This window comes from Yinghuangia sp. YIM S09857 (genome assembly GCF_051388915.1).
GTDB lineage: Bacteria > Actinomycetota > Actinomycetes > Streptomycetales > Streptomycetaceae > Yinghuangia.
Genome location: NZ_JBPKBH010000009.1, coordinates 113,503 through 137,442 on the forward strand (window position 1 = coordinate 113,503; position 23,940 = coordinate 137,442).

At 72.1% G+C, this 23,940-nt stretch carries 23 protein-coding genes and 1 pseudogene; 12 read left to right on the top strand and 12 right to left on the bottom strand.

The features are described 5' to 3' along the window. Positions 1-13: 13 nt before the first annotated feature. The 3 genes from ACRX5S_RS20740 to ACRX5S_RS20750 all read right to left on the bottom strand — a co-directional run bounded on the left by ACRX5S_RS20740 (position 14) and on the right by ACRX5S_RS20750 (position 4,215). Positions 14-1,426 (bottom strand): MFS transporter, encoded by a 1,413-nt coding sequence (locus ACRX5S_RS20740; RefSeq protein WP_436774683.1) that lies wholly within the window; start codon positions 1,424-1,426, stop codon positions 14-16. Positions 1,427-1,628: 202 nt separating this feature from the next. Beyond that, entirely contained in the window at positions 1,629-2,858 is a 1,230-nt protein-coding gene (locus tag ACRX5S_RS20745; protein WP_436774496.1) for an MFS transporter, read from the bottom strand. A gap of 253 nt (positions 2,859-3,111) precedes the next feature. Then, complete coding sequence (locus ACRX5S_RS20750; protein ID WP_436774497.1) at positions 3,112-4,215, bottom strand: cobalt-precorrin-5B (C(1))-methyltransferase; 1,104 nt, start codon at positions 4,213-4,215, stop codon at positions 3,112-3,114. Positions 4,216-4,301: 86 nt separating this feature from the next. Between ACRX5S_RS20750 and ACRX5S_RS20755 the strand changes: the two genes are divergently transcribed. Next, positions 4,302-5,066 (top strand): cobalt-precorrin-6A reductase, encoded by a 765-nt coding sequence (locus tag ACRX5S_RS20755; RefSeq protein ID WP_436774498.1) that lies wholly within the window; start codon positions 4,302-4,304, stop codon positions 5,064-5,066. 254 nt (positions 5,067-5,320) lie between these two features. Here ACRX5S_RS20755 and ACRX5S_RS20760 read toward each other — a convergent pair whose 3' ends face one another. The 3 genes from ACRX5S_RS20760 to cobG all read right to left on the bottom strand — a co-directional run bounded on the left by ACRX5S_RS20760 (position 5,321) and on the right by cobG (position 8,930). Then, positions 5,321-6,937, bottom strand: coding sequence for a precorrin-2 C(20)-methyltransferase (locus ACRX5S_RS20760; RefSeq protein ID WP_436774684.1), 1,617 nt, complete (start codon positions 6,935-6,937; stop codon positions 5,321-5,323). 128 nt (positions 6,938-7,065) lie between these two features. Further along, on the bottom strand, positions 7,066-7,692 hold the full coding sequence (locus tag ACRX5S_RS20765) for a precorrin-8X methylmutase (protein ID WP_436774499.1): 627 nt from the start codon (positions 7,690-7,692) through the stop codon (positions 7,066-7,068). Beyond that, positions 7,677-8,930: a precorrin-3B synthase gene (cobG, locus tag ACRX5S_RS20770; RefSeq protein ID WP_436774500.1), complete on the bottom strand. Its 1,254-nt coding sequence runs from the start codon at positions 8,928-8,930 to the stop codon at positions 7,677-7,679. Before cobG ends, ACRX5S_RS20765 begins: the two co-directional genes overlap by 16 nt. 158 nt (positions 8,931-9,088) lie before the next feature. On the opposite strand from cobG, the gene ACRX5S_RS20775 reads away from it, so the two are divergent. Continuing rightward, complete coding sequence (locus tag ACRX5S_RS20775) at positions 9,089-9,586, top strand: Fur family transcriptional regulator (RefSeq protein WP_436774501.1); 498 nt, start codon at positions 9,089-9,091, stop codon at positions 9,584-9,586. A gap of 267 nt (positions 9,587-9,853) precedes the next feature. Here the strand turns inward: ACRX5S_RS20775 and ACRX5S_RS20780 are convergent. Together ACRX5S_RS20780 and ACRX5S_RS20785 are read right to left on the bottom strand one after the other, a co-directional pair. Then, positions 9,854-10,222, bottom strand: a pseudogene (locus ACRX5S_RS20780) (sigma factor); the annotation flags it as partial. Beyond that, positions 10,197-11,432: a serine hydrolase domain-containing protein gene (locus ACRX5S_RS20785; RefSeq protein ID WP_436774502.1), complete on the bottom strand. Its 1,236-nt coding sequence runs from the start codon at positions 11,430-11,432 to the stop codon at positions 10,197-10,199. The pseudogene ACRX5S_RS20780 and the gene ACRX5S_RS20785, both read right to left, overlap by 26 nt. A 325-nt stretch (positions 11,433-11,757) precedes the next feature. On the opposite strand from ACRX5S_RS20785, the gene tsaD reads away from it, so the two are divergent. From tsaD to ACRX5S_RS20800, 3 genes are all read left to right on the top strand, one after another. Continuing rightward, positions 11,758-12,837 carry a tRNA (adenosine(37)-N6)-threonylcarbamoyltransferase complex transferase subunit TsaD gene (gene tsaD, locus ACRX5S_RS20790; RefSeq protein ID WP_436774503.1) on the top strand — a complete coding sequence of 360 codons (1,080 nt, stop codon included), beginning with the start codon at positions 11,758-11,760 and terminating at the stop codon, positions 12,835-12,837. A 65-nt stretch (positions 12,838-12,902) separates the two neighbouring features. After that, positions 12,903-13,919, top strand: a complete 1,017-nt coding sequence (locus ACRX5S_RS20795; protein ID WP_436774504.1) for an aminoglycoside phosphotransferase family protein — start codon at positions 12,903-12,905, stop codon at positions 13,917-13,919. Continuing rightward, a complete protein-coding gene (locus tag ACRX5S_RS20800; RefSeq protein ID WP_436774505.1) occupies positions 13,916-14,485 on the top strand; it encodes a DUF1697 domain-containing protein in 570 nt (189 codons plus the stop codon). The genes ACRX5S_RS20795 and ACRX5S_RS20800 overlap by 4 nt, the downstream gene beginning before the upstream one ends. Before the next feature lie 33 nt (positions 14,486-14,518). Here the strand turns inward: ACRX5S_RS20800 and ACRX5S_RS20805 are convergent, their stop codons facing one another. Beyond that, positions 14,519-15,724 (bottom strand): hypothetical protein, encoded by a 1,206-nt coding sequence (locus ACRX5S_RS20805; protein ID WP_436774506.1) that lies wholly within the window; start codon positions 15,722-15,724, stop codon positions 14,519-14,521. Between the two features lie 90 nt (positions 15,725-15,814). On the opposite strand from ACRX5S_RS20805, the gene ACRX5S_RS20810 reads away from it, so the two are divergent. Together ACRX5S_RS20810 and ACRX5S_RS20815 are read left to right on the top strand one after the other, a co-directional pair. Beyond that, positions 15,815-16,294: an RrF2 family transcriptional regulator gene (locus ACRX5S_RS20810; RefSeq protein ID WP_436774507.1), complete on the top strand. Its 480-nt coding sequence runs from the start codon at positions 15,815-15,817 to the stop codon at positions 16,292-16,294. 66 nt (positions 16,295-16,360) lie between these two features. Next, positions 16,361-16,828 (top strand): carboxymuconolactone decarboxylase family protein, encoded by a 468-nt coding sequence (locus ACRX5S_RS20815; protein ID WP_436774508.1) that lies wholly within the window; start codon positions 16,361-16,363, stop codon positions 16,826-16,828. A 24-nt stretch (positions 16,829-16,852) separates the two neighbouring features. Here the strand turns inward: ACRX5S_RS20815 and ACRX5S_RS20820 are convergent, their stop codons facing one another. Continuing rightward, positions 16,853-17,644 carry an AraC family transcriptional regulator gene (locus tag ACRX5S_RS20820; RefSeq protein ID WP_436774509.1) on the bottom strand — a complete coding sequence of 264 codons (792 nt, stop codon included), beginning with the start codon at positions 17,642-17,644 and terminating at the stop codon, positions 16,853-16,855. Between the two features lie 85 nt (positions 17,645-17,729). Between ACRX5S_RS20820 and ACRX5S_RS20825 the strand changes: the two genes are divergently transcribed. From ACRX5S_RS20825 to ACRX5S_RS20835, 3 genes are all read left to right on the top strand, one after another. Next, positions 17,730-19,199 (top strand): MFS transporter, encoded by a 1,470-nt coding sequence (locus ACRX5S_RS20825; RefSeq protein ID WP_436774510.1) that lies wholly within the window; start codon positions 17,730-17,732, stop codon positions 19,197-19,199. Positions 19,200-19,320: 121 nt separating this feature from the next. Then, a complete protein-coding gene (locus ACRX5S_RS20830) occupies positions 19,321-19,479 on the top strand; it encodes a hypothetical protein (RefSeq protein ID WP_436774511.1) in 159 nt (52 codons plus the stop codon). A 691-nt stretch (positions 19,480-20,170) separates the two neighbouring features. Beyond that, positions 20,171-20,701 (top strand): hypothetical protein, encoded by a 531-nt coding sequence (locus tag ACRX5S_RS20835; protein WP_436774512.1) that lies wholly within the window; start codon positions 20,171-20,173, stop codon positions 20,699-20,701. Between the two features lie 364 nt (positions 20,702-21,065). Here the strand turns inward: ACRX5S_RS20835 and ACRX5S_RS20840 are convergent, their stop codons facing one another. Together ACRX5S_RS20840 and ACRX5S_RS20845 are read right to left on the bottom strand one after the other, a co-directional pair. Then, positions 21,066-21,575, bottom strand: coding sequence for a DUF5134 domain-containing protein (locus tag ACRX5S_RS20840; RefSeq protein ID WP_436774513.1), 510 nt, complete (start codon positions 21,573-21,575; stop codon positions 21,066-21,068). A gap of 93 nt (positions 21,576-21,668) precedes the next feature. Further along, a complete protein-coding gene (locus ACRX5S_RS20845) occupies positions 21,669-22,811 on the bottom strand; it encodes a Cmx/CmrA family chloramphenicol efflux MFS transporter (RefSeq protein WP_436774514.1) in 1,143 nt (380 codons plus the stop codon). Positions 22,812-23,055: 244 nt separating this feature from the next. On the opposite strand from ACRX5S_RS20845, the gene ACRX5S_RS20850 reads away from it, so the two are divergent. Then, positions 23,056-23,265: an HTH domain-containing protein gene (locus ACRX5S_RS20850; protein WP_436774515.1), complete on the top strand. Its 210-nt coding sequence runs from the start codon at positions 23,056-23,058 to the stop codon at positions 23,263-23,265. Further along, complete coding sequence (locus ACRX5S_RS20855; RefSeq protein WP_436774516.1) at positions 23,265-23,837, top strand: Clp protease N-terminal domain-containing protein; 573 nt, start codon at positions 23,265-23,267, stop codon at positions 23,835-23,837. The genes ACRX5S_RS20850 and ACRX5S_RS20855 overlap by 1 nt, the downstream gene beginning before the upstream one ends. Positions 23,838-23,940: the final 103 nt, after the last annotated feature.

Genomic DNA, 23,940 nt, shown 5'->3' on the forward strand with positions numbered 1-23,940 from the left:
AGCCGTTCGGACCTCAACCTCTCGCTGCGTCGCCGCTCGGCAGGGGTACCGGGGCGTGTTGGCCGGCCACTTGGGCGTTGGCTACTGAACCTGCCAGGCGCCATGGGGGTGTTGGGGGCTCCTCCGTCGCCTTCTTCGCATCCTTTTCTTCCTTCAGGTCTTGTGCACGCCAGGGGAGGAGGAACGGGGTTGCCAACAGGAGGAGTCCGGCGATGGCGATGGCTGTTCGGGGGCTGTGCGTCGCGGCTGCGAGGACGCCCCAGAGGGCGGTCATGGTGGCGATCGAGGCTTTTGTGGTCACCGACCACGCGGTGAGGACGCGGGTCACCTGGTCCTGCGGTGTGCGCACGAGGCGCTGGGTGGCGAGGACCGGGTTGAAGACCCCCGCCGACGCGATCAGTCCGAACTCGACCGTCATGACGAGCAGCAGGCCCGTGGCGCCCGGGTGGATGAACGCCAGGCCGATCGGCCAGCACGCGCGCAGCGTTCCCGCGGTGAGCAGGACCGTGCGGCGGCCGTGCCGGGCGACGAGGCCGGGGGCCAGTTGGGAGCCGACGAGGCCGCCGAGGCAGGGGACCGCGAAGGCGAGGCCGTACTGCCAGGGGGCGAAGCCGAAGTCGTCGAGCATGAGGACAGCGAGCAGTGGGGCGGAGGCCATGATCAGGCCGTTCACCAGAACGACGTTGAGGAACAGCGGGCGCAGCACGGGGTCGGTGAGGATGTGCCGCCAGCCGACGAGCAGTTCGCCGGTGCGGGACGTGCGGGACCTGCGGGACGTTCGCGATTTGCGAGCCGCGGCGTGCTTCCCCTTCCGGCGGGGCGGCTGCGCCGGTCGCGGCGGCCGGGCTTTCGACTCGCGGACGCGTCCGATGCCCGCCGCCGACAGCACATAGGTCAAGGCGTCGGTCGCGACCGTGGTCATCGGCCCCAACGTCCCGCTGGCGGCCCCGCCCAGTGGTGGACCGAGGACGCTCGCGGTCCATGTGGCGCCCTCGAAGCGGGCGTTCGCGGCAAGCAGGTCCTCGGGCGGGAGCAGCGCCTTGAGGAACGCCGCGCCCGCCGCCGTGAAGGTGATGTCCGCCGCCGCCACCACGACCGACACCGTCACGAGCTGCACAAAGCCGAGCAGCCCCAGCGCGTACGCGAACGGCACGCTCAGCATCGCCGCGCACCGGACCGCGTCCGCCCCGATCATGACCGGCCGTTTTCGGCGGAACTCCACCCACGGGCCGAGCGGCACCGCCACCGCGGCGCCCACCGCCGGGCCGACCGCCGCGAGCAGCGCGACCTCGGCGGGACCGGCGTCCAGGACCTTGATCGCGATCAGCGGGAACGCGCCGAAGGCGAGCCAGGTCCCGAGGGTGCTCGCCGCGTACGACGACCACAGCCACCGGAACTCCCGTCCCAGCGAGCGCCCGCCGCGCACCTGCACCGTCGCGTCCCCACTTACGTCCGCCGGTCCGGGTGTCCGGATGACGCAGGCCATCCAACCCGCCCGCACGCCGCCGATCAAACAACCGCCACTCGTCCGGTCACAGCCGCCGGTTGTACGCCCGGGCGCGGCGGTCACGCGGTACGCTGCCGCCCCACGCCCCCGACGCGGCCCGCGATGCCCCCGCCGAGCCGGATCACGACGGATCCCGCGACAGCGCCGCGGCCGCCACCGTCGCCAGGCACACCGCACCCCCGAACACCATCACCGCCGACGCCGACGACGCGTCCACCACCACACCCCCGAGCAGCGCACCCCCGGCCAGCGCCGCCTGGAAGGACGCGGTGAACACCACCATCGCCGCCTCGCCCTCGTGCGGGGCGGAGCGGGCGAACCAGGTCTGCGACGCGGCCGGGACCGCGCCGTACGCGAACCCCCACACCAGCAGCAGCGCCACCGCGCCGGGCAGCGTCCGACCGACGACCGGGAACAGCAGGACCGCCGCCGCGATCCCGGCCGCCGCCACCGCGAACGTCGCGCGCGGACCGCGGCGGGCCAGGGCCACGCCCGCGGCGAAGTTGCCGGCCACGCCGGCCGCGCCGTACAGCAGCAGGAACGCCGTGACGCCGGACCCTTCGACGTCGGCGGCGTCGCGCAGGAAGGCGGTGACATACGTGTACGCCGCGAAGTGCCCCACCACGATCAGGCACGTCACCACCAGCCCCGCCCGCACGCCGGGCAGCCGCAGCAGCCCACGCAGCACACGCGGACCGGTCGCCGTGCCCACCGGCAGCTTCGGCAGCGACGCGGCGAGCAGCACAGCCACCGCCAGCGCGGTGCCCGCGAGGATCGCGAACGCCGCGCGCCGTCCCACGTGTTCGCCGAGCAGGGTGCCCGCGGGCACGCCCAGCACCGACCCGGCCGGGACCGCCGAGAAGACCACGGCGGTGGCGGTCGCCACGGAAGCGGCGGGGACGAGGCGCGGCGCGAGTCCGGCGCCGATCGCCCAGAACCCGCCGATGACCAGGCCGACCAGCCCCCGCGCGACCAGCACGACCCAGAACTCGGGTGCGCACGCGGTCAGGAGGTTCGCCCCCACGAGCACGGCCATCAGCGCGATGAGCACGATCCGCCGGTCGAGGCGCCCGACGGCCGCGGCGACGAGCGGTGCGCACAGCGCCGCGAGCACCCCCGGCAGCGTCATGGCGAGCCCGGCCGTGCCCTCCGACACGCCGAAGTCCTCGGCGATGCCGGTCAGCATGCCGATGGGCAGGATCTCGGTCGTGACGATGGCGAAGATCCCGAGGGCCACACCGACGACGGCGAGCCAGTGCGCCGGTTCTCGCGACGAGGCGGCGGTACGGACGCCTCCGTCGCGTACGGAGCGTCCGGTGGCGTCGGGAGGTGTGGTTTCGGCGGTGGACACGATGCTGCTCCCGCTGGCTGTGCGCTGGCTGTGCGCTGGATCGCCGGGACCGCTCGGACGGCGGCGGCAAGATCCAGTAGAGCGGGCGGCGGGCGCGATCTCCGGCGGGAATCGGCCGTGACCAGTCGCCCCCTCGGAGTCGGAACAACTCGGCCAACCGTCGGCCCGGGAACGGCCCCGAGGCCCGCGTCAGTGCTCCGCCTGAGTGCTGCGCCTGAGCGTCAGTGCTCTGCCGCAGCGTCAGTGCTCCGCCTCAGTGCCCCGCCCGCCCCACGATCGTCCCCGCGCGGTCGATCGCGATGATGTCCGTCTCGATCGGGAACGCGGAACCCCGCAGCACCTCGTCGACGCTCCGCAGCGCCGCCCGCGCGACCGCGTCGCCCAGCGGTACGTCGGCCGCGCGGGCCAGTTGCAGCGCGTGCAGGGCGGTGTTGGCGTGCCGGATGCGGCGTACCAGGGCGGCGTCGGCGGTGAGTTCGGCGGCGCGGGCGGCGAGCGCGTCGAGGTCGACCTGCGAGCGCGCGGAGTGCAGGTCGAGGTGCCCGTCCGCGAGTTTGGACAGTTTGGCGAACCCGCCCGCGACGGTCAGGCGCGGGACGGGGTGGCGGCGCAGGTACTTCAGCAGCGCGCCCGCGAAGTCGCCCATGTCCAGCAGCGCCGTTCCCGACAGCCCGTGGACCTGGGCGGCCACGCGTTCGGACGTCGTGCCCGTCGCTCCGACCACGTGCGTGTCGCCGGCGGCGACGGCGACGTCGACGCCGCGGCGGATCGAGTCGATCCAGGCCGAACACGAGTACGGGATGACGATGCCGGTCGTCCCGAGGATCGACAGCCCGCCGAGGATGCCGAGGCGCGGGTTCCACGTCTGGGCGGCGATCTCCGCGCCGCCGTCGACCGACACGGTGATCTCGACGTCGCCGGGCGCGCCGTGCGCCTCGGCCACGCGCGCGATGTGCTCGCGCATCATGCGGCGCGGCACCGGGTTGACGGCCGGTTCGCCGACGTCGAGCGGCAGGCCCGGCAGTGTGACGGTGCCGACGCCGGGCCCGGCGCGGAAGGCGACGCCGGTTCCGGGAGCGGTACGCCGCACCGTCGCGCGGACCAGGGCCCCGTGCGTGACGTCGGGATCGTCGCCCGCGTCCTTGACGACCCCCGCCATGGCCCCGTCACGGTCAGGTCCCGCGCTCAACTCCTCGACGGCGAGGGCGAACGCCGGGGTCTGCCCTCCGGGCAGCGTGATGGTGACCGGGTCGGGGAACTCGCCGGTCAGCAGGGCCTGGTAGGCGGCGGTGGCCGCCGCGGTTGCGCAAGCCCCGGTCGTCCAGCCGCGCCGCAGCGGTCCCGCGGGGCGGGTCATGTGCAGGCCCCGGCGGCGGAATGGTGGGATGGACCCGCAGCGGGTGCGGAGGAAACCGGTACCGCGGACGAGCGGGAGGGCGGGCGATGGCGGAGCGACGGCGGCCTGTCGTGCTGATCCTCGGCGGTACGTCCGACGCACGGCAGTTGGCGGCACGGCTCGCGGCGGATCCGCCGGGCGGTGCGCGTGTGGTCTCGTCCCTCGCCGGGCGTACCAAGGCCCCCGTGCTGCCGCAGGGGGAGACGCGGGTGGGCGGCTTCGGCGGTGCCGCCGGGCTCGCGGCCTGGCTCCGCGAGCACGGCGCGGCCGCGGTCGTGGACGCGACGCACCCGTTCGCCGCGCGGATCTCCGCCAACGCGGTCGCGGCGTGTGCGGAGGCGGGCGTACCGCTGCTCCGGCTCCAGCGGCCGGGCTGGACGGAGCGCGACGGGGACGACTGGCGGCGCGTCGGGTCGGCGGCTGAGGCGGCCGACTTGCTGCCGAGCGTGGGGCGGCGGGTGTTCCTGACGACCGGGCGCATGGAGACGGCGCCGTACGCGGGCCTCGACGACCTGTGGTTCCTGCTCCGGAGCGTGGAGCCGCCCGAGGACGCCGCACCGCGAAACCTCGAACTCCTGCTCGCCCGCGGCCCTTTCACCGTCGCGAACGAGATCGCGCTGATGCGCGGGCATGCGGTTGACGTGATGGTCACCAAGGACAGCGGCGGCGGGCAGACCGCCGCCAAGCTCGACGCGGCGCGCGAACTGCGGCTGCCGGTCGTCGTGATCACCCGTCCGGCGGTGCCGGCCGAGGTGTGCGTCGCGTCCGCGGCGGAGGCGGAGCGGTGGCTTGCGCACGTCGTCGCGAGGTGAGGGCGGCACGGGGAGCCTTCCGGAATGCGGTGTTCGGCGCTTACTGTCGCATATGCGCGTGACGTTCGTGCGGCGCTGGAGAGCTCAGGGCGTCGGGCGGGTGGTTCGCGGGTGAGGCCGGTGTGGGCGCCGGTTTCCCGTCCCTGGTCGCCCGTCGCCCGTCGCCCGTCGCCCGTCGCCCGTCGCCCGTCTCCGGTATCCCGTGTCCGGTCTCCAGTCTCCGGCCTGCGGTCCGCCGCGACCGTCGCCGCCCTTCAGGCCGGGTAGCGGCGCGGCGTGTAGACGCCGAGGCTCCCGTCCGGCCGCGGGTAGGTCCGCGTCGTCGACGCGCCCACGATCAGCAGGGTCCGCATGTCGACCGTCTCCGGGTCGAGTTCGCCCAAGGCCACGATCCGCACGCTTTCGGTGGGGCCGCCCACGTCCCGGCCGACCACCACAGGTGTCGCCGGATCGCGGTGCGCGAGGAACAGGTCCCGTGCGTCCGCCACTTGGTGCCGCCGCGCCTTCGACGCCGGATTGTAGAGCGCGACCGCGAAGTCCGCGCTCGCGGCAGCGGTCAGGCGGCGCGCGATCACGTCCCAGGGCTTGAGCCGGTCGGACAGGCTGATGACGCAGAAGTCGTGGCCCAGTGGCGCCCCGGCCCGGGAGGCCACCGCCTGCATGGCCGACAGCCCGGGGACGACGCGCACCGGGACGGGGCTCTTGGTCTCGTCCGCTGCCTCAAGCACCGCCGACGCCATCGCGAACACGCCCGCGTCGCCCGACGAGACCACCGCGACCCGCGCGCCCGCCTCGGCGAGCGCCAGCGCGTGGCGGGCGCGTTCGGCCTCGACCCGGTTGTCGGTCATGTGCCGCCGCTGCCCCGGGCGCGGCTGGACACGGGCGACGTACGGGCCATACCCGACCAGGTCGTCGGCCGCGGCGAGGACCGCGTGCGCCTCCGGCGTCAGCCAGGCGGGACCGGCCGGGCCGAGGCCGACGACGTCGACCGACCCGAGAACGCCGGTCGGCGGCGGTACGGCGTACTCCTCCGCCACGACGCCGCGCGGCGTGCGGTTGGTCGCGAACGGCATGCCGGGGGAGGGGGACGGGGCGATCACCAGCGAGAAGTACGGCACGGTCCCGGCGTCGACGTCCGGCAGCGGCGCGACGCGCTGGCGCCGCGTGGTCGCGCGCTCGACGTACCACGCGCGCTCGGCGGCCCCGGCCTCCTCGAACGCCTCGCGCACGTGGCCGAAGTGCCGCCGCCCCAGCTTGATCACCGCGGCGGCGTCGGAGGTGCGCAGCCGCGCGGCCAGGACCTCGGGCGGCAGCGTGCCGGGCAGGACGGTCAGCACCTCGTCGTGCTGGACGAGCGGACGCCCGAGCACCGCGGACGCGCCGCTGACCGAGGTCACGCCGGGGACGACCTCGGCGGTGTAGCGGTCCGCGAGGCGTTCGTGCCAGTACATGTAGGAGCCGTAGAAGAAGGGGTCGCCCTCGCAGAGGACGACGACGTCGCGCCCGGCGTCGAGATGCGCGGCGATCTCGGCGGCGGTGGCGTCGTAGAACTCGGCGAGCGCGCCGTCGTAGCCGCCGGGGTGGTCGGTCTCGCCGGTCGTCACCGGGTACTCCATCGGCAGCCGGATCTGCTCGGGCCGCAGGTACGGAGCCGCGATGGTGATGGCCACGCCGGGCGCGCCCTTCTTGACCGGGTACGCGATGACCGGCGCCGAGGTGACGAGGCGGTGCGCCTTGAGGGTCATCAACTCGGGGTCGCCGGGGCCGAGTCCGACGCCGTAGAGGCGACCGGTGGGGGGCGGGGTCGCGGCTGCGCCTTCGGCTTCGACTGCGGCGCTCCGGCTCGTGTCCGTGGTCTGGCTCGTGCCCATGCTCCGGCTCGTGCCCATGCTCTGGTTCGTGCCCATGCTCTGGTTCGTGTCCGTGGTCTGGCTCGCGCTCCGGCTCGCGTCCGTGCTCAGGCTCGTGCTCACTTGCGCTGTCACTCCCGGTGCCGCCCTCACTCCCGCTCACTCGCCATCGCGTTCAGTGCCGCGGCCGCCATCGCGCTGCCGCCCCGGCGTCCGTGCACCACCAAGTACGGGATGCCACCGGCGTGTTCGGCCAACGCGCGCTTCGACTCCGCGGCGCCGATGAACCCGACCGGCACGCCGACGATCGCGGCGGGGCGGGGCGCTCCGGCGTCCAGGAGTTCGAGCAGCCGGAAGAGCGTGGTCGGCGCGTTTCCGACGGCGACCACGGCACCGGCGAGGTCGTCCCCCCACAGGTCCACGGCCGCGGCGCTGCGCGTGGTCCCATGTTCTGCCGCGAGTTGCGGTACGCGCGGGTCGGCCAGCAGGCACTTGACCGCGTTGCCGGCGGGAAGCCGGGCGCGCGTCACCCCGGACGCGACCATCTGCGCGTCGCACAGGATCACCGCGCCGCCGCGCAGCGCCTCGCTCGCCGCGCGCGCGACGTCGGGATGGAACGCCACGTCGTCCGGGAGATCGGTCATGCCGCAGGCGTGGATCATGCGGACGACGACGCGCGACACATCCTCCGGGAAGCGGGTGAGATCGGCCTCCGCGCGGATTGTCGCAAACGAACGCCGGTAGATTTCGGCGCCGTCCTTCAACCAGTCGTCCACGAAGGCCTCTCGGGGTTAGCGGGGTATGGGAGTTCGGTACGTGCGGGAAGGGCGTCGCTCGACACGGGAGTGCCGTCGTCCTCGACGACCATCAGCGAGGCACCCGGCGGTCTGCCGCAGCCCCGGGCACATGCGGCGAAGTGCACGGCAGTCGTACTCCCGTCGCCGTCCCGCCGTCGGGCAACGAAGTCCCGCGCCAGTGACCGCACATCGGCCCGCGCGCGTCGGCACTCGCCAAGCCCGCTGCACGCGCTGACGCCGTGCCAGGGCGAGTCCGGGTGCGACGGCAGCCCCACGGCGTCCAGTTCGGCGGCGACCGCGTGCACGCGGCCTTCGGGTATGTCGCCGACCACCACGCCGCGCCACGGCGCCACGCGAATCCGGTACGACGGAGTCGGGTGCGCCGCGAAGCCCGTCAGCATGGCGAGTTGGGACGCGTTCAGCCGCCCCAACGGCACGAGCGCCGAGATGCACCACCGGCCGTCCGCCTGGGGCAGGAGCCCGACCGGAGCCTTCTCCCGCGCCGTTCCCGCCTCTCGGCCCCGGACAGCCCCGTGTTCGTGGGCGCGCAATCGTTCGTGGGCCAATGCATCAGCCAACCCCTCGGCGCCACCGGGGAGTTCCCGTACGTGCCAAGCCCCGTTCGCGCGGCTCGCCCGAAGGAACACCCGGGCCGCCGACGTCGCCAGGTCGACGGCCTCCTCGCACGACGTGCCGCGCAGTCGCGTGTCGACCCCGGCCAGCCGCAGCGCGACCACCCCCGGGGCGACCGCCACGAGGGAGACGTCGTGCCGCGCGGTTGCGACCGGCAGTGTTCCGTCGTCCAGGGCGAACTGGAACCGCCCAGGCAGGGCCGCGAGTTCCGGGTCCGCGCACAACGCCGCGTCTAGGGCGGTGACCAACGCGTCCGCGTCGACCAGCGCCCCGGGCGCCCGGCCGGCGAACGGACTGGCAAGGATGTTCCGCACCCGGTCGTGCATCGCTGAGGGAAGCAGTCCAACGCCCCCGAGCCGCCGCGCGAGTTCGCCGACGCCGTCCGTCGAGAGCCCGCGGACCTGGACGTTCGCGCGTGCCGTCAGGTCCACCGAACCGCGGCCCAACTCAACCGCGCACGCGGTGAGTTCGCCGATCTGATTGGCGGATACCCGGCCGCCGGGAAGGCGTATGCGCGCCACGAGGCCGTCGTCCGCCGGTGCCGCGTCGAGTGTTCCCGGGCAGGCGTCGGTGCGTTCCCGCACCCGGCCTTCCTCCGCCTGTGCCAGTGGCAAGGGTGGCGCGGCAGCGCCATGCGGTGCTCGCGCCCTCGCGTCCATCCGCCGCCCTCCCGTCCTCCCGCGATCCGGCCGGGGCCGGGGCGCGGTCGTCCGTGCCGCGCCTAGATGCGACACTGTTGCATATGGACCCCGCAGCGCCCCACCCCACCCCCTCCCGGCCCGACCCGGTCGAGGAGGCGGTACGCCGCATCCGCGCGCACGGGGAACGCGTCACCGTCGCCCGGACCGCCGTGCTGCGCGTCCTCGCCGACGCCGGGAGCTACCTGACGGCCGATCAGACCTTTGTGCGGGTCAACCGCGCCGCACCCGGTGTCCATCGCACCACCATCTACCGCGCACTGGACGCCCTCGAACGCCTCGGGCTGGTCGTCCAGACCAGAATGGGCCAGGACGCCGCGGCCTACCAGCTCTCCCCATCCCTCCTCGGGGCCACCGAACCCCGCCTCCACGTAATCTGCCGCACCTGCGGCCGCGTGGACGAAGTAGCCGCCGACCTCCTCGCCGACGTCGCCCAACGCCTGGCCGCCGAAAACCAATTCACCCTCGACCCCACAGCCGTGGCCCTGACCGGCCAATGCACCCACTGCGCAACCGGCAATCGCTCGAACTCGCCTCGCTGATTCGCCCGCAACCCCGCCAGCTGCATGCGAACGGTTCCAACCGACGGGTTCTGTCGAGTCGTTCCCAGGCACCAGCCTCCATGCGGGCGGTCTGCCCGCCGCTCGTGTGCCGGTCACTGCACCCGCCCGGCAACGAGGTCCTGACAGATACCGAGGGTCCAAACTGCCGAGCGCGCGCGAGAGTTCGTCGCGCTGGTCGACCCGTGCGTACCCGTCGTCCGCCATGCCGTCGGGCGGGTGCGCGTCGGCCACCTCCCGGCGGTTCTTGCGGGCGTGCCGGATGGCCAGGTTGACGACGATGCGGTGCACGTACGCGTCCGGCGCCCCGCCGGCGCTGCCCCTCTTCCAGTGCCGGTGCAGCCGCACGAACGCGCCCTGCGCGAGGTCTTCCGCGGTCGCGCGGTCGCCGCAGACGAGATAAGCGGTGCGTACGACGACCGGCCAGCGCCGCGCCACATACCCCGCGAAGTCGCCGTCCGGGGGCGGTGTGCCCCCGGCCCGCGCCGTGTCCGCCACGCCCGCCCCCTCAACCCTCACGGAGAAGACAGACCGAGCGTGGCGGAAAGGTTCAGTCGGATCCGACGGTATGACCGGGATCACATTGTGGTGGTTATCCGGCGGCGCGCTTTGCCGCACGTACGACGGCCGCCGCCAATGCGTCGTTCTCCGGTGCCCCGCCCGACGGCGGGAAGTGGAAGCGCCGCCGCGTGTAGCCGTACGCGACCCCGCTCGCCGGATCCGCGAACGCCTGCGACCCCGCCGCCCCGCTGTGCCCGAACGCCGTGCCGCCCAGGAAGGGGTAGCGCACCGAGGAGGTCTCGAACCCCAGCCCGAAATGGTCCTGTTCGCCGGTGACCAGGTCGGTGCCCGGCGTGTGCAGCCGCGAGAACTCGGCGATCGTCTCGGGACGCAGCAGCGGCGCCCGGCCGTCCAGTCCGCCCATCGCGGCCGCGTAGAACCGGGCAAGGCCGCGCGCGTTGCCGACGCCGCCCGCGGAGGTCGGCCCGAGCGCGCGTACCGAACGCGTGTTCATGAACGCCGCGAGGTCGGTGGGCGGCTCCGCGTGCAGGTTGAACGCCACCGCGAGCAGACTGTCACGGGACGGCGGGCTCGCCGCGAGCTCGGCCGCCACGTCCGGAGGCGGCGCCATGGGACGCACCGGCTGGAAGCGGGCCTCCTGCTCCTCCGGCAGCCCGAGGTAGAAGTCGAGGCCGTAGGGCACCCGTACGCGCTCCTCCCAGATCTCCTGGGTCGTCAGCCCCGTCGCGCGCCGCACGACCTCGCCGGTCAGCGCGCCGATGACGTACGCGTGGTAGCCGTAGCCCTTCCCCGGCTCCCAGAACGGTTTCTGCGCCGCGAGGCGTGCGGCTGCGATCCGGTCGTCCGCCAACTCCTCGGTCGTGAACCCGCCGTCGACGCTGATGACTCCGGACCGGTGGGCCAGCAGCTCGCGCAGGGTCAGATCGCCCTTGCCCTCGGCGGCGAACTCGGGCCAGTAGGAGGCCACAGTGCGATCGAGGTCGAGCACGCCGTCCTGGACGAGCATCGCGACCACGGTGTGCGCGGCGCCCTTGGTGTTGGAGAAGACCGGGTGCAGCGAGTCACCGCGTATGTCGGAGCCCGCCCAGAGGTCGACGACAAGGTGGTCGCCGGCGTACGCGGCCAATTGCGCGCCGGGCTCGTTGTACTCGGCGGCGACAACTGCCTCGAACGCGTCGCGGACCTCTTCGAAGCCGTCCGCGACGGTGCCGTGCACCCGGCGGTCGTCGGCGGTGGGGTGCGGCGTGGTGGTCGTGTTTGTCTGCTGCGCGTCCTGCGGTGCGGTGCGTGCGGTGTCCTGCTGCATGTTCCCTCCCGGGGGCGGGGCCCGGTGGTGCCGGGCCGCTGCTGTGGACCGGTCGTGGACCCGTCCTGCCTTCGTGCGTGGCCAACCGGAACCAGCCGGGCACCGATTCCGAATGAGGGGGGTATCGCCGATCCCACCCACGCTGACCTGCGCGGACGTCGGATCGCATGTGCGGCGGCTAGCATCGTCCGGGCAAGCCGACGGGCGGCAGGCGCCCGACGGCACACGCTCGACGGCACGCGACCGGCCGCTTGCGAAGACGGCGCGGGCGCCGACGGCGGTGGCAGTGGCAGTGGCAGTACCGGTAGCAGCGGCGAGGGAAGGCATGGTGGCAGCGGTGGGTCCGGTGGTCCTGGGGATCGAGACGTCCTGCGATGAGACCGGCGCGGGCCTGGTCCGGGACGGCGTCGTCCTCGGCCAGGCCGTCGCGTCGAGCATGGACGAGCACGCGCGCTTCGGCGGAGTCGTGCCGGAGATCGCGGCCCGCGCACACCTGCACTCGGTCACGCCCGTGGTCCGCGCGGCACTTGCCGACGCCGGGCTCACGCCGGCGGACGTAGGCGCGGTCGCCGTCACCGCGGGCCCCGGGCTCGCGACCGCGCTCCAGGTCGGCGTCGCGGCGGCCAAGGCGTACGCGGTGGCGCTGGACGTACCGCTGTACGGCGTCCACCACCTCGCCGGGCACGTCGCCGCCGCGACTCTCGACGGCGAACCGCTGCCGAATCCGTCGGTCGTACTGATCGTGTCCGGCGGCCACACCTCGCTGCTGTACGTCCGGGACCTGGCCGTCGACCCGATCGAGCACCTCGGCGACACGGTGGACGACGCGGCGGGGGAGTGCTTCGACAAGGCCGCGCGCGTGCTCGGCCTGCCGTACCCGGGCGGGCCCAACGTCGACCGGGCGGCGCGCGACGGGGACGCGCGGGCGGTGCGGTTCCCGCGTCCGATGACCGGGCCGCGCGACGACCCCTTCGGCTTCTCCTTCTCCGGGCTCAAGACCGCCGCCGCCCGCTGGACGGAGGGGGAGCGCCGCGCCGGACGCGAGCCCAACGTCGCCGACGCCGCGGCGTCGCTCCAGGAGGCGATCGCCGACGTTCTGACGCGCAAGGCGATCGCGGCGTGCCGGGCGCGCGGTGTCGACACGCTCGTGGTGGTCGGCGGCGTGGCGGCGAACTCGCGCGTGCGGGCCATGGCGGAGGAGCGCTGCGCGGAGGCGGGCATCAGGCTGCGGGTGCCACCGCTGCGGCTGTGCACCGACAACGGGGCCATGACGGCCGCGGTCGGCGATCTGCTGATCCGGGCGGGGCGTCCGGCCGCGACGCTCGACCTGACGATCGACCCGTCGGCGCCGCTGGTGGACGCGTTGCTGCAACCGCGTCCGGTCGAACTGGCTTCGGCGGGCTGAGAGTTCGGGTCGGTTCGCGTCGATTTGATTCGATGCGGTTCGGTTTGGTTCGGGAACGGAGCGGGATGCGGGCGAACTGGAAGCCGGACCGCGCTTTCCGGCGCTTCGTCAGCAGCGCGCACGGTGCGGCGGGGCGGGCGTGGCTCGCCGAACTGCCGGGCCTGGTCGAGGCGTACGCCGCAGAACGCGACCTCGCGGTCGGCGACCCGTATCCGCTGTCCTACAACTTCGTGGTTCCCGTGGACGGGCCGCAGGGTGCCGCCGTCCTGAAGATCGCGCCGCCTGGCACCGACCATCTTGCCCGCGAGGCTGCCGTGTTGCGTGTGTGGGACGGCGAAGGGGCGGTACGCGTCCACGACTTCACTCCGGAGCTCAACGCACTCCTCATGGAGCGCGCCGAGCCGGGTGTGCCGCTCGCCGACCATGTCGCGGGCTCCGAGACCGCATTCGATTTCGGCGGGGCCTCCGGCACCGCCGCCGCGGACGACGAGGCCACCTCCGTTCTGGCCGCGACCATGCGCGCACTGTGGCGGCCCGTACCGGCAGAGCTGGATGTCCCCGACATCGCCGACCACGCACAGGACTTCGCCTGGTACCGCGCCAAGTTCGGTGCGGACGGCGGCCCGATCCCCGGCGCCTTGCCGGCCCGCGCCGCGGAGTTGTTCGACGCGCTCGTCGCGACGTCCGAAACCCGGGTCCTCCTGCACGCCGACCTGCACCACGACAACGTCCTGCGGGCCGAGCGCGACGGCGACCCGGTGTGGCTGGCCATCGACCCGCACGGCGCCATGGGCGACCCGGGATTCGACACCGCGCAACTGCTCTGGAACCCGGGCGACCTCCTCGCCGGATCCCTGGGCTGTACGGCGGCCCGCGTCCTCGACGCGCGGCTGGACCGCCTCGCGGCGGACCTCGACGGCACCGTCCCGGGCGCCGACCTCGGCCGCGAACGGCTCACCGCCTGGGCGTTCGCGAAGGCCGTCCTCTCAGCGGTGTGGATGATCCAGGACTTCGGCCACCCCGGCGACTCGGCACTGGCCGTCGCCCGCCTCCTCGACCCCGGAAAGGACGACCCCGTATGACCACCCGGACGACCAGACCCGCCACCACCACCCGCTACGTCGCCCTGCTCCGCGGTATCAACGTAGGCGGCCACAACAAGGTCCCGATGGCCGAACTCCGGGCACTCCTCGCCGACATCGGCTACATCGACGCCAAAACGCTGCTCCAGAGCGGCAATGCGGTGTTCACCGCGCCGACCACGCCGACGGACAAGGTGGCGAAGGCGGTTGAAGCCGCCCTTGCCGCGAAGTACGGCACCGACATCGCCGTCATGGTCCGCACCGCCGACGAGATCCAGGCCGTGGTCGACGCGAACCCCCTTGACGTGGGCCACCCTTCGCAGTTCCTCGTGGTCTTCTACGCCGATCCTTTCGACCGCACGCAACTTGAAGGCTTCGACCCGGGCGTCCACGCACCCGAGGAGATGGCGTTCTCCGAACGCGAGATCTACTACAACTTCCCCAAGGGCATGCGCGACGCCAAGCTCCCCCTCGTCGTCGAACGCAGGCTCAAGGTGCGAGGCACCGGCCGCAACTGGGCCACCGTCACCAAACTCCTCGCCCTCGCGCAGGCCGAGGTCGACTGACCACGCCGGTTGTGGGCCGCAGCGGTCGCGACTTCAGGAGCGATCCGGCGGCACACCGGCGGCGTCGAGCAAGCGGTGCATCAGGTCGTGCGGCAGGTTGGGGTTCCGGGCCGCGTCGTGCGGTAGGACGTCAATCAGCGCCGCCGCCCTCTCACCCGGGAACAACTCGTGCCGCACGGCCGCGGCCCGGACTTCCGGTGCCTGATCCTCCGCCAGCCGTGCGACCTGGTCCGCGGAGATGTGCGGCCCTTCGAGCGCGATGTATCGCACGCGCTCGTGCGCGTGGCTCACCAGCAACTCACTGTCGTACCAGGGGAATCCCGGGGCGTAGCGGAGGAATTCGCGCGTGAGGCCCGACCAGTCGAGGTACATGTCGAGCATCAGGTCGGCGGGTGCGTCCCGGCAACGCTGGGCGAGGGTGAGGCGTACGTAGAAGTCGTCGTCCGCGGCGAGCAACGCCACCACGTCCGCGGGGAGTCGGGGCGCGGCCGCGGCGCAGCGGCGCATGAGCACGAAGGCCGACGACGCGATCCGCCGCATGGCATCGGCGTCGTCGTACGAGTCGGCGATCCACTGAGGCACCGGGACCGGTTGAGCCTGCACCGTGTCGGGGACGGCCGAGCGCTCCTCGTCGCTCAGGCCCTCGCTCAGCGCGTAGGCGACCCGGACCTCCCAAGAGGAGTGGCGGGCGCGTTCGGCTGCGGTCGTCGGCTCGGGTGCCGGAACCCATGCAGTCTCCCGGCGCAGCTCGGCCATATGACGTTCGTAGCCGCTGATCCCAGGTGTCCGCGTGAGTTCGTGCGCCTGCGCGGACGCGACGCAGCGCCTGACGCGCGGATCCGGATCGTCGGCCGCACGGGCCAGTACGTCCGGCGGCAGGTGACCCCGGGCCACCTCGACGCCCCCGCCGGTCGTGACGAAGAGGAACCGGGTGCGGACGTCGGCGTCGGGATCGTCGAGCAGGCCGACCAGTTCGGCGGGTTGCATGGCGGTGTTGCTCGCCAGAGCCATGCGTACCGTCTTGTTGGGATGGGCGAGCACGACGGCGACGAAGTCGTGGTCCAGCACTCGCCATTCGAGGAACTTGGCGTCGGCGTAGAGGGGTTCCGTGGCGAGGAGTCGGCGGAAGACCGACAGCGGGGCACCGGTGTTGCCGCACAGCCCGCGCAGCCATTGAGCGTGGTGCTCGTGCGCGGCGGCTTCCACGGGCGGCTGCGACCGGTCGGGCGAGGTAGGCACGAAGAGCGAGTCTGGCACCGGGAGCGGATGCCCGAAAGCCCGGCCCTCCTCATCCTCTCAATCCTGAACATGTAATGTGTAGGAATGCAGATGAGCGAGGGTGTCGAGTGGGCGGTGCACAGCTGCCTCAACCTGGCCTGGGCGGAGCCGGGGGAGGCCGTCACGGCGACGAGGCTGGCGGCGTTCTACGAGCTGCCCGCCGCTTACCTGAACCGGCAGTTGCAGGCGCTTGCCCGGGCCGGGATCGTCAGTTCGACGTCCGGTCCCCGCGGCGGGTTCCGGCTGGCCCGGGATCCGGCGGACATCAGCCTGCTCGACATCGTGACCGCGATCGAGGGCGGCCAGGAGGCGTTCCGCTGCCAGGAGATCATGCGGCACGGTCCCGGCGGCCGTGACAACGTGGACTACCGCAAGCACTGCCTGGTCTCGCAGGCGATGCGCCGCGCGGACCTGGCGTGGCGGCGCGAACTCGCCGCGCAGACGATCGCCGACATCAAACTCGCGGTCGAGGGCACGCGTCCCGGCACACCGAAGATGGTGCGCAATCGCCTGGCCAAGCCGGTGAGTTGAGCCGTCGCCCGAAGGTCATGGGCTTCCACTTGTGTCGTATTCTGAACATTCAAAGTATAGAAAGTGATGGAAAAGATGTCCCAGGCACGCATGGAGAACATCTACCGGGCCGCTCCCGGTGGTTACCGGGCGTTGTCCGCGATGGAGGAGTTCCTGCGCGGTAGTTCGGCGCCGGACGGTATCCTCGAACTGGTCCGGCTGCGGGTCAGCCAGATCAACGGCTGCTCGCTGTGCGTCGATCTGCACTCCCACCGAGCCTCAGCCGCGGGGGAGACGAACGAACGCCTCTGGGCCGTCGCGGCGTGGCGCGACACCCCGTACTTCACCGACCGGGAACGGGCCGCACTGGCGCTCGCGGAAGCCACGACCCGCATCGCCGACAACCCGGACGGCGTGCCCGAGGACGTGTGGCAGGAGGCGTCCCGGCACTTCGACGAACCCGCCCTGGCCGCACTGGTGATGGCCATAGCCTCCGTCAACGCGTGGAACCGCGTGAACCTGGCCGCCGGGCTGCGGGCCGGTGCGCATCGCTGAACCGGACCGCCGAGACGAGCCTCGTCAAGGACGTGTGTCGCCGCCGTTCAGATAGCGGCCCGGCGATGTCCCGACCGTGCGGCGGAACGCGGCGAGGAAGGCGCTGGGGGTCGCGTACCCGACCGTGTGCGCGGCCCGGGACACCGGCAGGCCCTCGGCGAGCAGGGGGAGTGCGGCGCGCAGGCGTACGTGCGTACGCCAGCGGTCGAAGCTCATCCCGGTGTCCTGCACGAACAACCGGGTGAGCGTACGCCTGCTCACGCCCACGGCCCGCGCGTGCGCCTCCAGGCTCCGGGCGTCCGCCGGGTCGGCGAGCAGCGCATCCGCCACCTCGCGCACCCGGTCGTCGGTCGGGACCGGCACGTCGATCGGGGTCGAGGGCAGCGGTCGCAGCAGGTCGGGGACGACGGCCTCGGCCCGCAGCCGGGCGTCGTCGGCGAGGTCCCCGCGATTGAGGTACGCGATGAGCTGTGCGAGCAGCCCGTCGACCGCGACGGGCGTCGGCTCCGTCCAGTCGACGGCGCACCGCGCGGGATCGATGTAGAGGCTCGACAGCACCGCGTCGCGCGTGGCGCCTGTCCGGTGCACGACGCCGGCGGGCAGCCAGAGCGCCCGCGTGGGCGGCAACACCCAGTACGCGTCGTCGACCGCAATACCGAGCACCCCGCTTCGGGTCCACGCCAGTTGGTGGTGCGTGTGACTGTGTGCGGCGATCCAGTCGCCGGATGTGAGCGGGAAGTTGCCGACGACGATGGCGCCGACACTGTCCGGCACCGTGTCCGCGTTGACCGCCTCCAGGACGCGCAGTACCTCCATGGCGTCCAGGGTATGTCCTCAACGCGCTATCCCTTGGCCCGGTAGCGGATCGCGGACGCAGGTATGCCTTACCTAACGTCGAGACATGCCCATCGAACCTCCCGGCACGGCGGTCCCGCCGCCGGCGGCCACACAGCCCGTCGCCCCACCGCCTGCCGCACGCACCCGCAAACCGCGCTCCACCGACCGCCGCACCGCCGCCCTGACCGTTCTTTGCTTCGTCCAGTTCATGCTGGTCCTGGACGACACTGTGGTGAGCGTCGCTCTGCCGAGCATTCGCAGCGACCTCGGGTTCGGAACGGCCGGGTTGGCGTGGGTGGTCAACGCGTACTTCCTCTCCTTCGGCGGACTGCTGCTGCTCGGAGGCCGGATGGCCGACCTTCTGGGGCGCCGCCGCGTCTTCCAGTGGGGCGTGGCGCTGTTCGGTGCGGCGAGCCTGCTGTGCGCGGTCGCGCAGGAGCCGTGGCAGCTCGTGACCGGGCGCTTCATCCAGGGCGCCGGTGCGGCAATCGCGAGCCCGGCCGCGCTGTCGCTCATCAGCTGCCTGTTCCCCGCGCCGGAGGAGCGCGGACGGGCGCTCGGGGTGTGGGGCGGCATCGCGGGACTCGGCGGCACCATGGGTTTGGTCGTGTCCGGGGCGCTGACCGACCTCGCGTCGTGGCGCTGGATCTTCCTGATCAACCTGCCTGTAGCCGCAGTCGCACTCCTCCTGATGCCGCGCCTGGTCGAGGAGAGCCGGGCGCCGGAGGCGGGACGACGCCTCGACGTACCTGGCGCGATCCTCGGCACGGGCGCGGTCGCCGCGTTGGTGTACGGCCTGCTCCAGACCGCCGAATCGGGTTGGGGCCACGCGGACTCCACCGTCCCGCTGATCCTCGCGGCAGTTCTGGGTTCGGCTTTCGTGGCCGTGGAGTCGCGTACGGCCCAACCACTCGTCCCCGCCGCCTTCTTGGCGGTGCGCACCCTCCTTGTCGCGAATGTGGCGACGCTGTTGGTGTCCGCGGCGTTGTACGCCATGGCGTTCCTGTTGATGCTGCACCTACAAACGGTGCTGCACTACGAGCCGTTGACCGCAGGTCTCGCCTATCTCCCGTACGGTGCCGGGATCTTGGCCGGTGTCTGGCTGTCCTCGCGCGTGGTCGCCGCCATCGGGCTGCGCTGGGCGCTCACGACGTCACTCCTCATCACCGCAGCAGGCAACGTGGTCCTGGCCGGCATCGAACCAGGCGACGGCTACGCCGCAGGCGTCCTGCCAGGCTTGTTGATCACAAGCCTGGGCTGCGGCCTGGCCCTCCCCGCACTGGCAACCGCCGCCCTCACCGACACCGACGAACACGACGCGGGTCTGGGCTCCGCCATCTTCACCTCAATGCAACAGGTAGGCGGAGCAGTCGGTTTGGCAACCCTGGTGGCCCTGGCCGCCTCCCAAACCAACCCGACCAACCCCGAACAAGCCGCTACAGACGGCTTCGCCACAGCGCTACTGGTAGCCGCCGCCCTGACCGCGGCAGCCGCAGCCCTCACCGCCGCACTACGCCCGCGTTCCACCAACTAGCCCCACCGCCGACGGTATGAGGGGGGCATGTCAGCAAAGGGAACATAAGAGGCTGAATGAAGGCTTTTCTCCCCCTGAGGTCGGGGGACCCTTGTCCAAGGACCCGCGTCAGGAGGCAACCATGGCCAAAAAGGCCAAGCGCATATATCTCGGGCGGTTCTTCCTCGGAACCGTAGTCACTCCTGGCCGCGACGATGCCCGCGACGCCGAACGCGCCATGGACGCGCATGAACGCGAGGAACGCCGCCGCGACCGCGACCGCGAGGGCAAGAGGGACTAGGACTCCAGCCGACCACAATGGCCGGCGTGGCGGCAATCACGCGTCATGGCGGAGCGTAGGACCGTCCGAAGAGCCGCCAACGACAGAGGCTTCTGACGCGATGCGCTGTCTGTTGGCCGGTTTGCGTCGTTCCGGGCGGTGGAGCTGTGGTCGCCGACGGCGCGATGTCGTTGCGTGAACGCGGGCGCGGCGCAGTGTCGCGTCCGCCGGGCGGCGCTTGCGAACTCCCTTTTCACGGCTGTGTTCGGGACGCCGGGTCGACGTTGCGGCGGGTGGCGGTGACGGCGGTGTCTTGCGTGTCGGTCGGTCCTGGGTCGGGGACGTCGTCGGTCATTCGATGCTTGGGGCGGGCTTGTTCTCTTCGGCGGTCGGAGTGCGGCGTGTGGTCGGATCCGTTGTGGAACCAACACCTCGCTGATCTCTGAAGAAGGCTGCCTACATGTCCTTGGTAATTCGGCGCAGAAGCGACCGGTCGTACTCCTCGTGGAAGCGTCCGCGAGTTCGTCGGATTGCCGGTGTCGCGTTGACCGCCGCGGCCGTTCTGATCGCTACGACTGCGTGTGGCGGCGACGGCGGGAGCGGTGACGGCGGGAGCGGCGACACGCGCGGCAGCGGTGCAAGTGCGGGGAAGAACACGACAGCACCCACGCGCGACCCGGGAGCCCGGGTCGACATCGCCAAGGTGGCGACGTTGGACGTGTGTTCTCTCGTGGACCTGCAACCGCTCTCGGCCCTGCTGCAATCACCGGGCTACGAGTACGGACCGAAGTCGATCCCGAAGGGGACGGGGGTGGACGCGGGTGGCCCGCAGTGCGCCGCGCAGATCAAGCTGCCACCCCTGCGCAGCGTCTCCGGACGGCAGGCGACGACCATCCCGGCGCGCATCAATGTCGCAGTCGTGATGTACAGCACCCTCGACGAGACCAACACGCAGTTCGAGGCGCGTACCAAGCAGTCGAAGGATCTCCCGGGAACAGTCGCGGCGGACTTCCCCGGGACGTGGACGCGCGGCATGGTCCTCAGCAACAACGGCGACAGCGATCGCCTCATCTATGTCCTGGTCCAGACGGACCGCCTGCTGGTGAAGATCGAACTGCAAGTTGAAAGCGATCACTACTACCTGGACAAGCTGCCCGCCACGCTCGACCAGATCAAGGACCAGGTCGTCGCCATGATGCGCGACGACGCCTACCCGTCGGTACAGACCGCACTTGCCGGCTAGGCAGCGACTCATCAAGGAACTGGTCCTGGCTCTCTCTTCGAAGCGACGGCTCGCCAAGGGCTTTCCCTGCGCCGTGGTCGCGGCGACCTCGCCGAGGGGCAGCGCATCGGGATCCGGGTCGGCGCCGAAGGTCTTCACCCGGACCCGGGCCGGCCCCCGCGAAGGCGACGACAACGATGCGCCATTCATCACGCACACCAAGCCACTTCATCCCTGACCAGGGAAAGTGCACGCCGAACTCTCGGAAAGACAACGGCTTCTGAAGCACGTGCGGCTTTGCTGAATCGGGTACTGGATAGGCTGCGGCGATTGTATGGCCGACATCGCGCGAGCCAGGCTTCGATGTTCCCGGGGCGGGCCGACGTTACGGCGCGAAGGCCATGAGGGTCATTGCGGCCATCATTGCCGCCGAGCAGGCTGACGTGACGCGGGAGTTGGGGGCGGCCTCCGAGCGTGCGGGGCTGGGGGTTGCGGCGAGGGCTATGCGGGCTGTGGCCCAGATCGCGAGGACGGCGATGTACGGGCCCAGCCACCAGCTTGACGGGTTGCCGCCGGGGTGCGCGCCGTGGCCGCTGTGCAGGGCGGGCATCAGGAGGGTTAGTACGCCCATCACGTACAGGTCCAGCGCCACCGCCACGCGCGGGCGGGGTAGGCCCGGTTGGGGGCGGCCCAGGGCCCATGCGGCGGCGCCGGCCAGCAGGAGCATCCAGCCCGCCGGGCCGAGGGGGTCGTGGCGGGGAAGGAGCATCGCGCCCATCGCGGCGCCCATGGCCAAGTGCGGTAACCACGACCGCACTTGGCCGTTTCGGTGGACGTACGCCCCCACCAGCCCCGCGACGACTCCGAACACGCCGGCGATCACCTGTGCGTCCATTCCGGTGTTCTTCCCCGGAATTCCGCGAATTGCCCGTATCAGTGGGAGCACGGGGAAGACCGGCGAACGCGCCCCCCTGCGCACGAGGTCGCGTCATCGACGGGCGAGGGCGCGGTCCAGGAGCACCATGGGCAGGGTGGCGGCAGCCAGTCCCGCGCCGATCCAGGCGACGGATGTGACTCCGGCGCCCGCGTCCAAGGCCACGCCTGCCAGGGCCGGGACCAGGCTGATGCCCAGTTGGAAGGCGGAGACCGTCGTGGCGCCGGCCAGGGTCGGGGCGTCCGATGCGATGGCGAACACCCTTCCGTAGATGGCGGGGTTGAGCACGAATCCGGCAACTCCCAGGAGTAGTACGAGGGGTATGACGGCCCATGTGTGATGCGCGAGCAGGGCCAGGAGTGACGAGGCGGCCAGGATCCCGCCCGCGCCGATCAGGAGGGCGTGGAACGGCCGTCCGTCGGAAATGCGCCCGCCGACGGCCAGCCCGACGAACGCGCCCGCGCCGAACAGCGCCAGCACCGCCGGCACCCACAACTCCGGTACGCCTGTCACGTCCGTCAGGAACGCCGCGAGATAGTTGAACGAGATCATGTACGCGGCGGTGCTGAGGATCGTGACGCCGTAGACCACCCAGAGCTGTGGCCGCCGCAATGTGCGGAGTTCGCGGCGTACGCTCGGCTCCCCGGCCGCGCTCGTCACCGGCAGGATGAGCAGGACCGCGGCCGCGCCCGCGACCGTGAGCGCGACGACTCCCCAGAATCCGCCCCGCCACCCGGTGAAGTAGCTCAGCAACGCACCCGCCGGGCCACCGGCGATCATCGCGAGCCCGAGACCGCTGACGACGACGCCCGAGGCGCGCGCGGTGCGGTCGGGGGGAACGAGGCTGATCGCGGTGACCGCCGCCACCGCCCAGAAGCCCGCGTACGCCAATCCGCACACGAACCGGCTGACCAGCAGTACGGCGTAGCTGTCCGTGACGAGCCCGACCGCGACCGAGGCGGCGAAGAGCAGTTGCGTGGCCACCAAGGTCGTACGCCGCGGCCACCGCAGCGTCAGGACGGCCAGCGGCGGGCCGCCGATGACGACCCCGGCCGCGAAGGCCGAGATGAGCGTGCCCGCCGACGAGAGCGTGATCCCGAGGTCGTCCGCGACCGCGGGCAGGACTCCGGCGAGCAGGAATTCGGCGCTGCCCATGGCGAACAGGCTGAACGCGAGCAGGTGTACGCCGAGCGGCATTCTCTCGCGCCTTCGTCGCTCGGCAACTCGCTGTGTCGAGCCGTGTGTCGCATCGTTCGATCGACCCGACTCGGCGTGGTCGACCGGCAGTTCGCGGCGTGTCTCCATCGCCCTCACCTCCGTGAGGACCATGGCACTGGCGATGCGGGAACGGGAACTTTTGTTGCCGAAAGCGGGACGGTCAGGCCACTCAGGCGTCAACTTGGGTTGACATGGCCGTCCGTGTCAACCTAGATTGACAGCTATGAGCAATGCAACCGACCTGGCCACCAAGGCCGGGGACCGCGATCCACGGGTCGGGTTGCGGGCCGTCGCCGCGCTGCGGCGGCTGCTTGAGCAACTGGAGGCCGTGCAGGTCCGCAGCGCCCGCAACCAGGGCTGGTCGTGGCAGGAGATCGCCCAGGAGTTGGGCGTCTCGCGGCAGGCCGTCCACAAGAAGCACGGGAGGCAGTGATGTTCGAGAGGTTCAGCCCGTCGCTCCGCCGTGTCGTGGGGAGTTCACCCGAGTACGCGGCGGAGACCGGCGGCGAGCGCATCGGTGAGGAGGAGTTGGCCCTCGCCCTGTTGGCGGATCAGGAGGGCACGGCCGCACGGGTGTTGCGCGACCTGGGAGTGGGGACCGCCGAACGGGCGGAGATCGCCCGCCGCATGGCCGAGCGGCGCCGCCACGGCGGTTTCACGGATGCGGACGCCGACGCCCTGGCCACCCTCGGCATCGACATCCACGAGGTCGTCGCCCGGGTCGAAGCCGCCCACGGGGAAGGCAGTCTGACGGCGCGTCGGCCCGGCGGCGCGTCCGCACGTACCGCCGTACGCACCCGGCACCGCATGACGCCGGGCGCCAAGCAGGTCCTGGAACGCGCACTGCGGGACGCCGTCGACCGTCGCGAACGTGTCATCGGCACCGAGCACTTGCTGCTGTCCATGGTGTCGCTCCCGGGCACCGCCGCCGACGCACTCGCCGGATTCGGCGTGACGCGGGAGACGGTCTGGCGGCAACTCGCCGCGACAGCCCAGGGGACTTGAGCGAAGTCGGCGGGCAAGGGCTCAAAGCGGTCCCGGGCAAGGTCCGCAACGCGGTCCCGGGCAAGGGTCCCCCAACGCAGTCCCGGGCGTAGGCGCCGAGCAA

What these genes read in the sequence shown, in the direction of transcription:
- ACRX5S_RS20750 (WP_436774497.1), bottom strand. Translation starts at nt 4,215, where the DNA reads ATGACCCGCCCCGCGGGACCGCTGCGGCGCGGCTGGACGACCGGGGCT.
- ACRX5S_RS20800 (WP_436774505.1), top strand. Translation starts at nt 13,916, where the DNA reads ATGACCACCCGGACGACCAGACCCGCCACCACCACCCGCTACGTCGCC.
- tsaD (WP_436774503.1), top strand. Translation starts at nt 11,758, where the DNA reads ATGGTGGCAGCGGTGGGTCCGGTGGTCCTGGGGATCGAGACGTCCTGC.
- ACRX5S_RS20775 (WP_436774501.1), top strand. Translation starts at nt 9,089, where the DNA reads ATGGACCCCGCAGCGCCCCACCCCACCCCCTCCCGGCCCGACCCGGTC.
- ACRX5S_RS20760 (WP_436774684.1), bottom strand. Translation starts at nt 6,937, where the DNA reads ATGGGCACGAGCCAGACCACGGACACGAGCCGGAGCGCCGCAGTCGAA.
- ACRX5S_RS20840 (WP_436774513.1), bottom strand. Translation starts at nt 21,575, where the DNA reads ATGGACGCACAGGTGATCGCCGGCGTGTTCGGAGTCGTCGCGGGGCTG.
- ACRX5S_RS20830 (WP_436774511.1), top strand. Translation starts at nt 19,321, where the DNA reads ATGGCCAAAAAGGCCAAGCGCATATATCTCGGGCGGTTCTTCCTCGGA.
- ACRX5S_RS20815 (WP_436774508.1), top strand. Translation starts at nt 16,361, where the DNA reads ATGGAAAAGATGTCCCAGGCACGCATGGAGAACATCTACCGGGCCGCT.
- ACRX5S_RS20845 (WP_436774514.1), bottom strand. Translation starts at nt 22,811, where the DNA reads ATGCCGCTCGGCGTACACCTGCTCGCGTTCAGCCTGTTCGCCATGGGC.
- ACRX5S_RS20755 (WP_436774498.1), top strand. Translation starts at nt 4,302, where the DNA reads ATGGCGGAGCGACGGCGGCCTGTCGTGCTGATCCTCGGCGGTACGTCC.
- ACRX5S_RS20855 (WP_436774516.1), top strand. Translation starts at nt 23,265, where the DNA reads ATGTTCGAGAGGTTCAGCCCGTCGCTCCGCCGTGTCGTGGGGAGTTCA.
- ACRX5S_RS20820 (WP_436774509.1), bottom strand. Translation starts at nt 17,644, where the DNA reads ATGGAGGTACTGCGCGTCCTGGAGGCGGTCAACGCGGACACGGTGCCG.
- ACRX5S_RS20850 (WP_436774515.1), top strand. Translation starts at nt 23,056, where the DNA reads ATGAGCAATGCAACCGACCTGGCCACCAAGGCCGGGGACCGCGATCCA.
- ACRX5S_RS20795 (WP_436774504.1), top strand. Translation starts at nt 12,903, where the DNA reads ATGCGGGCGAACTGGAAGCCGGACCGCGCTTTCCGGCGCTTCGTCAGC.
- ACRX5S_RS20810 (WP_436774507.1), top strand. Translation starts at nt 15,815, where the DNA reads ATGAGCGAGGGTGTCGAGTGGGCGGTGCACAGCTGCCTCAACCTGGCC.
- ACRX5S_RS20825 (WP_436774510.1), top strand. Translation starts at nt 17,730, where the DNA reads ATGCCCATCGAACCTCCCGGCACGGCGGTCCCGCCGCCGGCGGCCACA.
- ACRX5S_RS20785 (WP_436774502.1), bottom strand. Translation starts at nt 11,432, where the DNA reads ATGCAGCAGGACACCGCACGCACCGCACCGCAGGACGCGCAGCAGACA.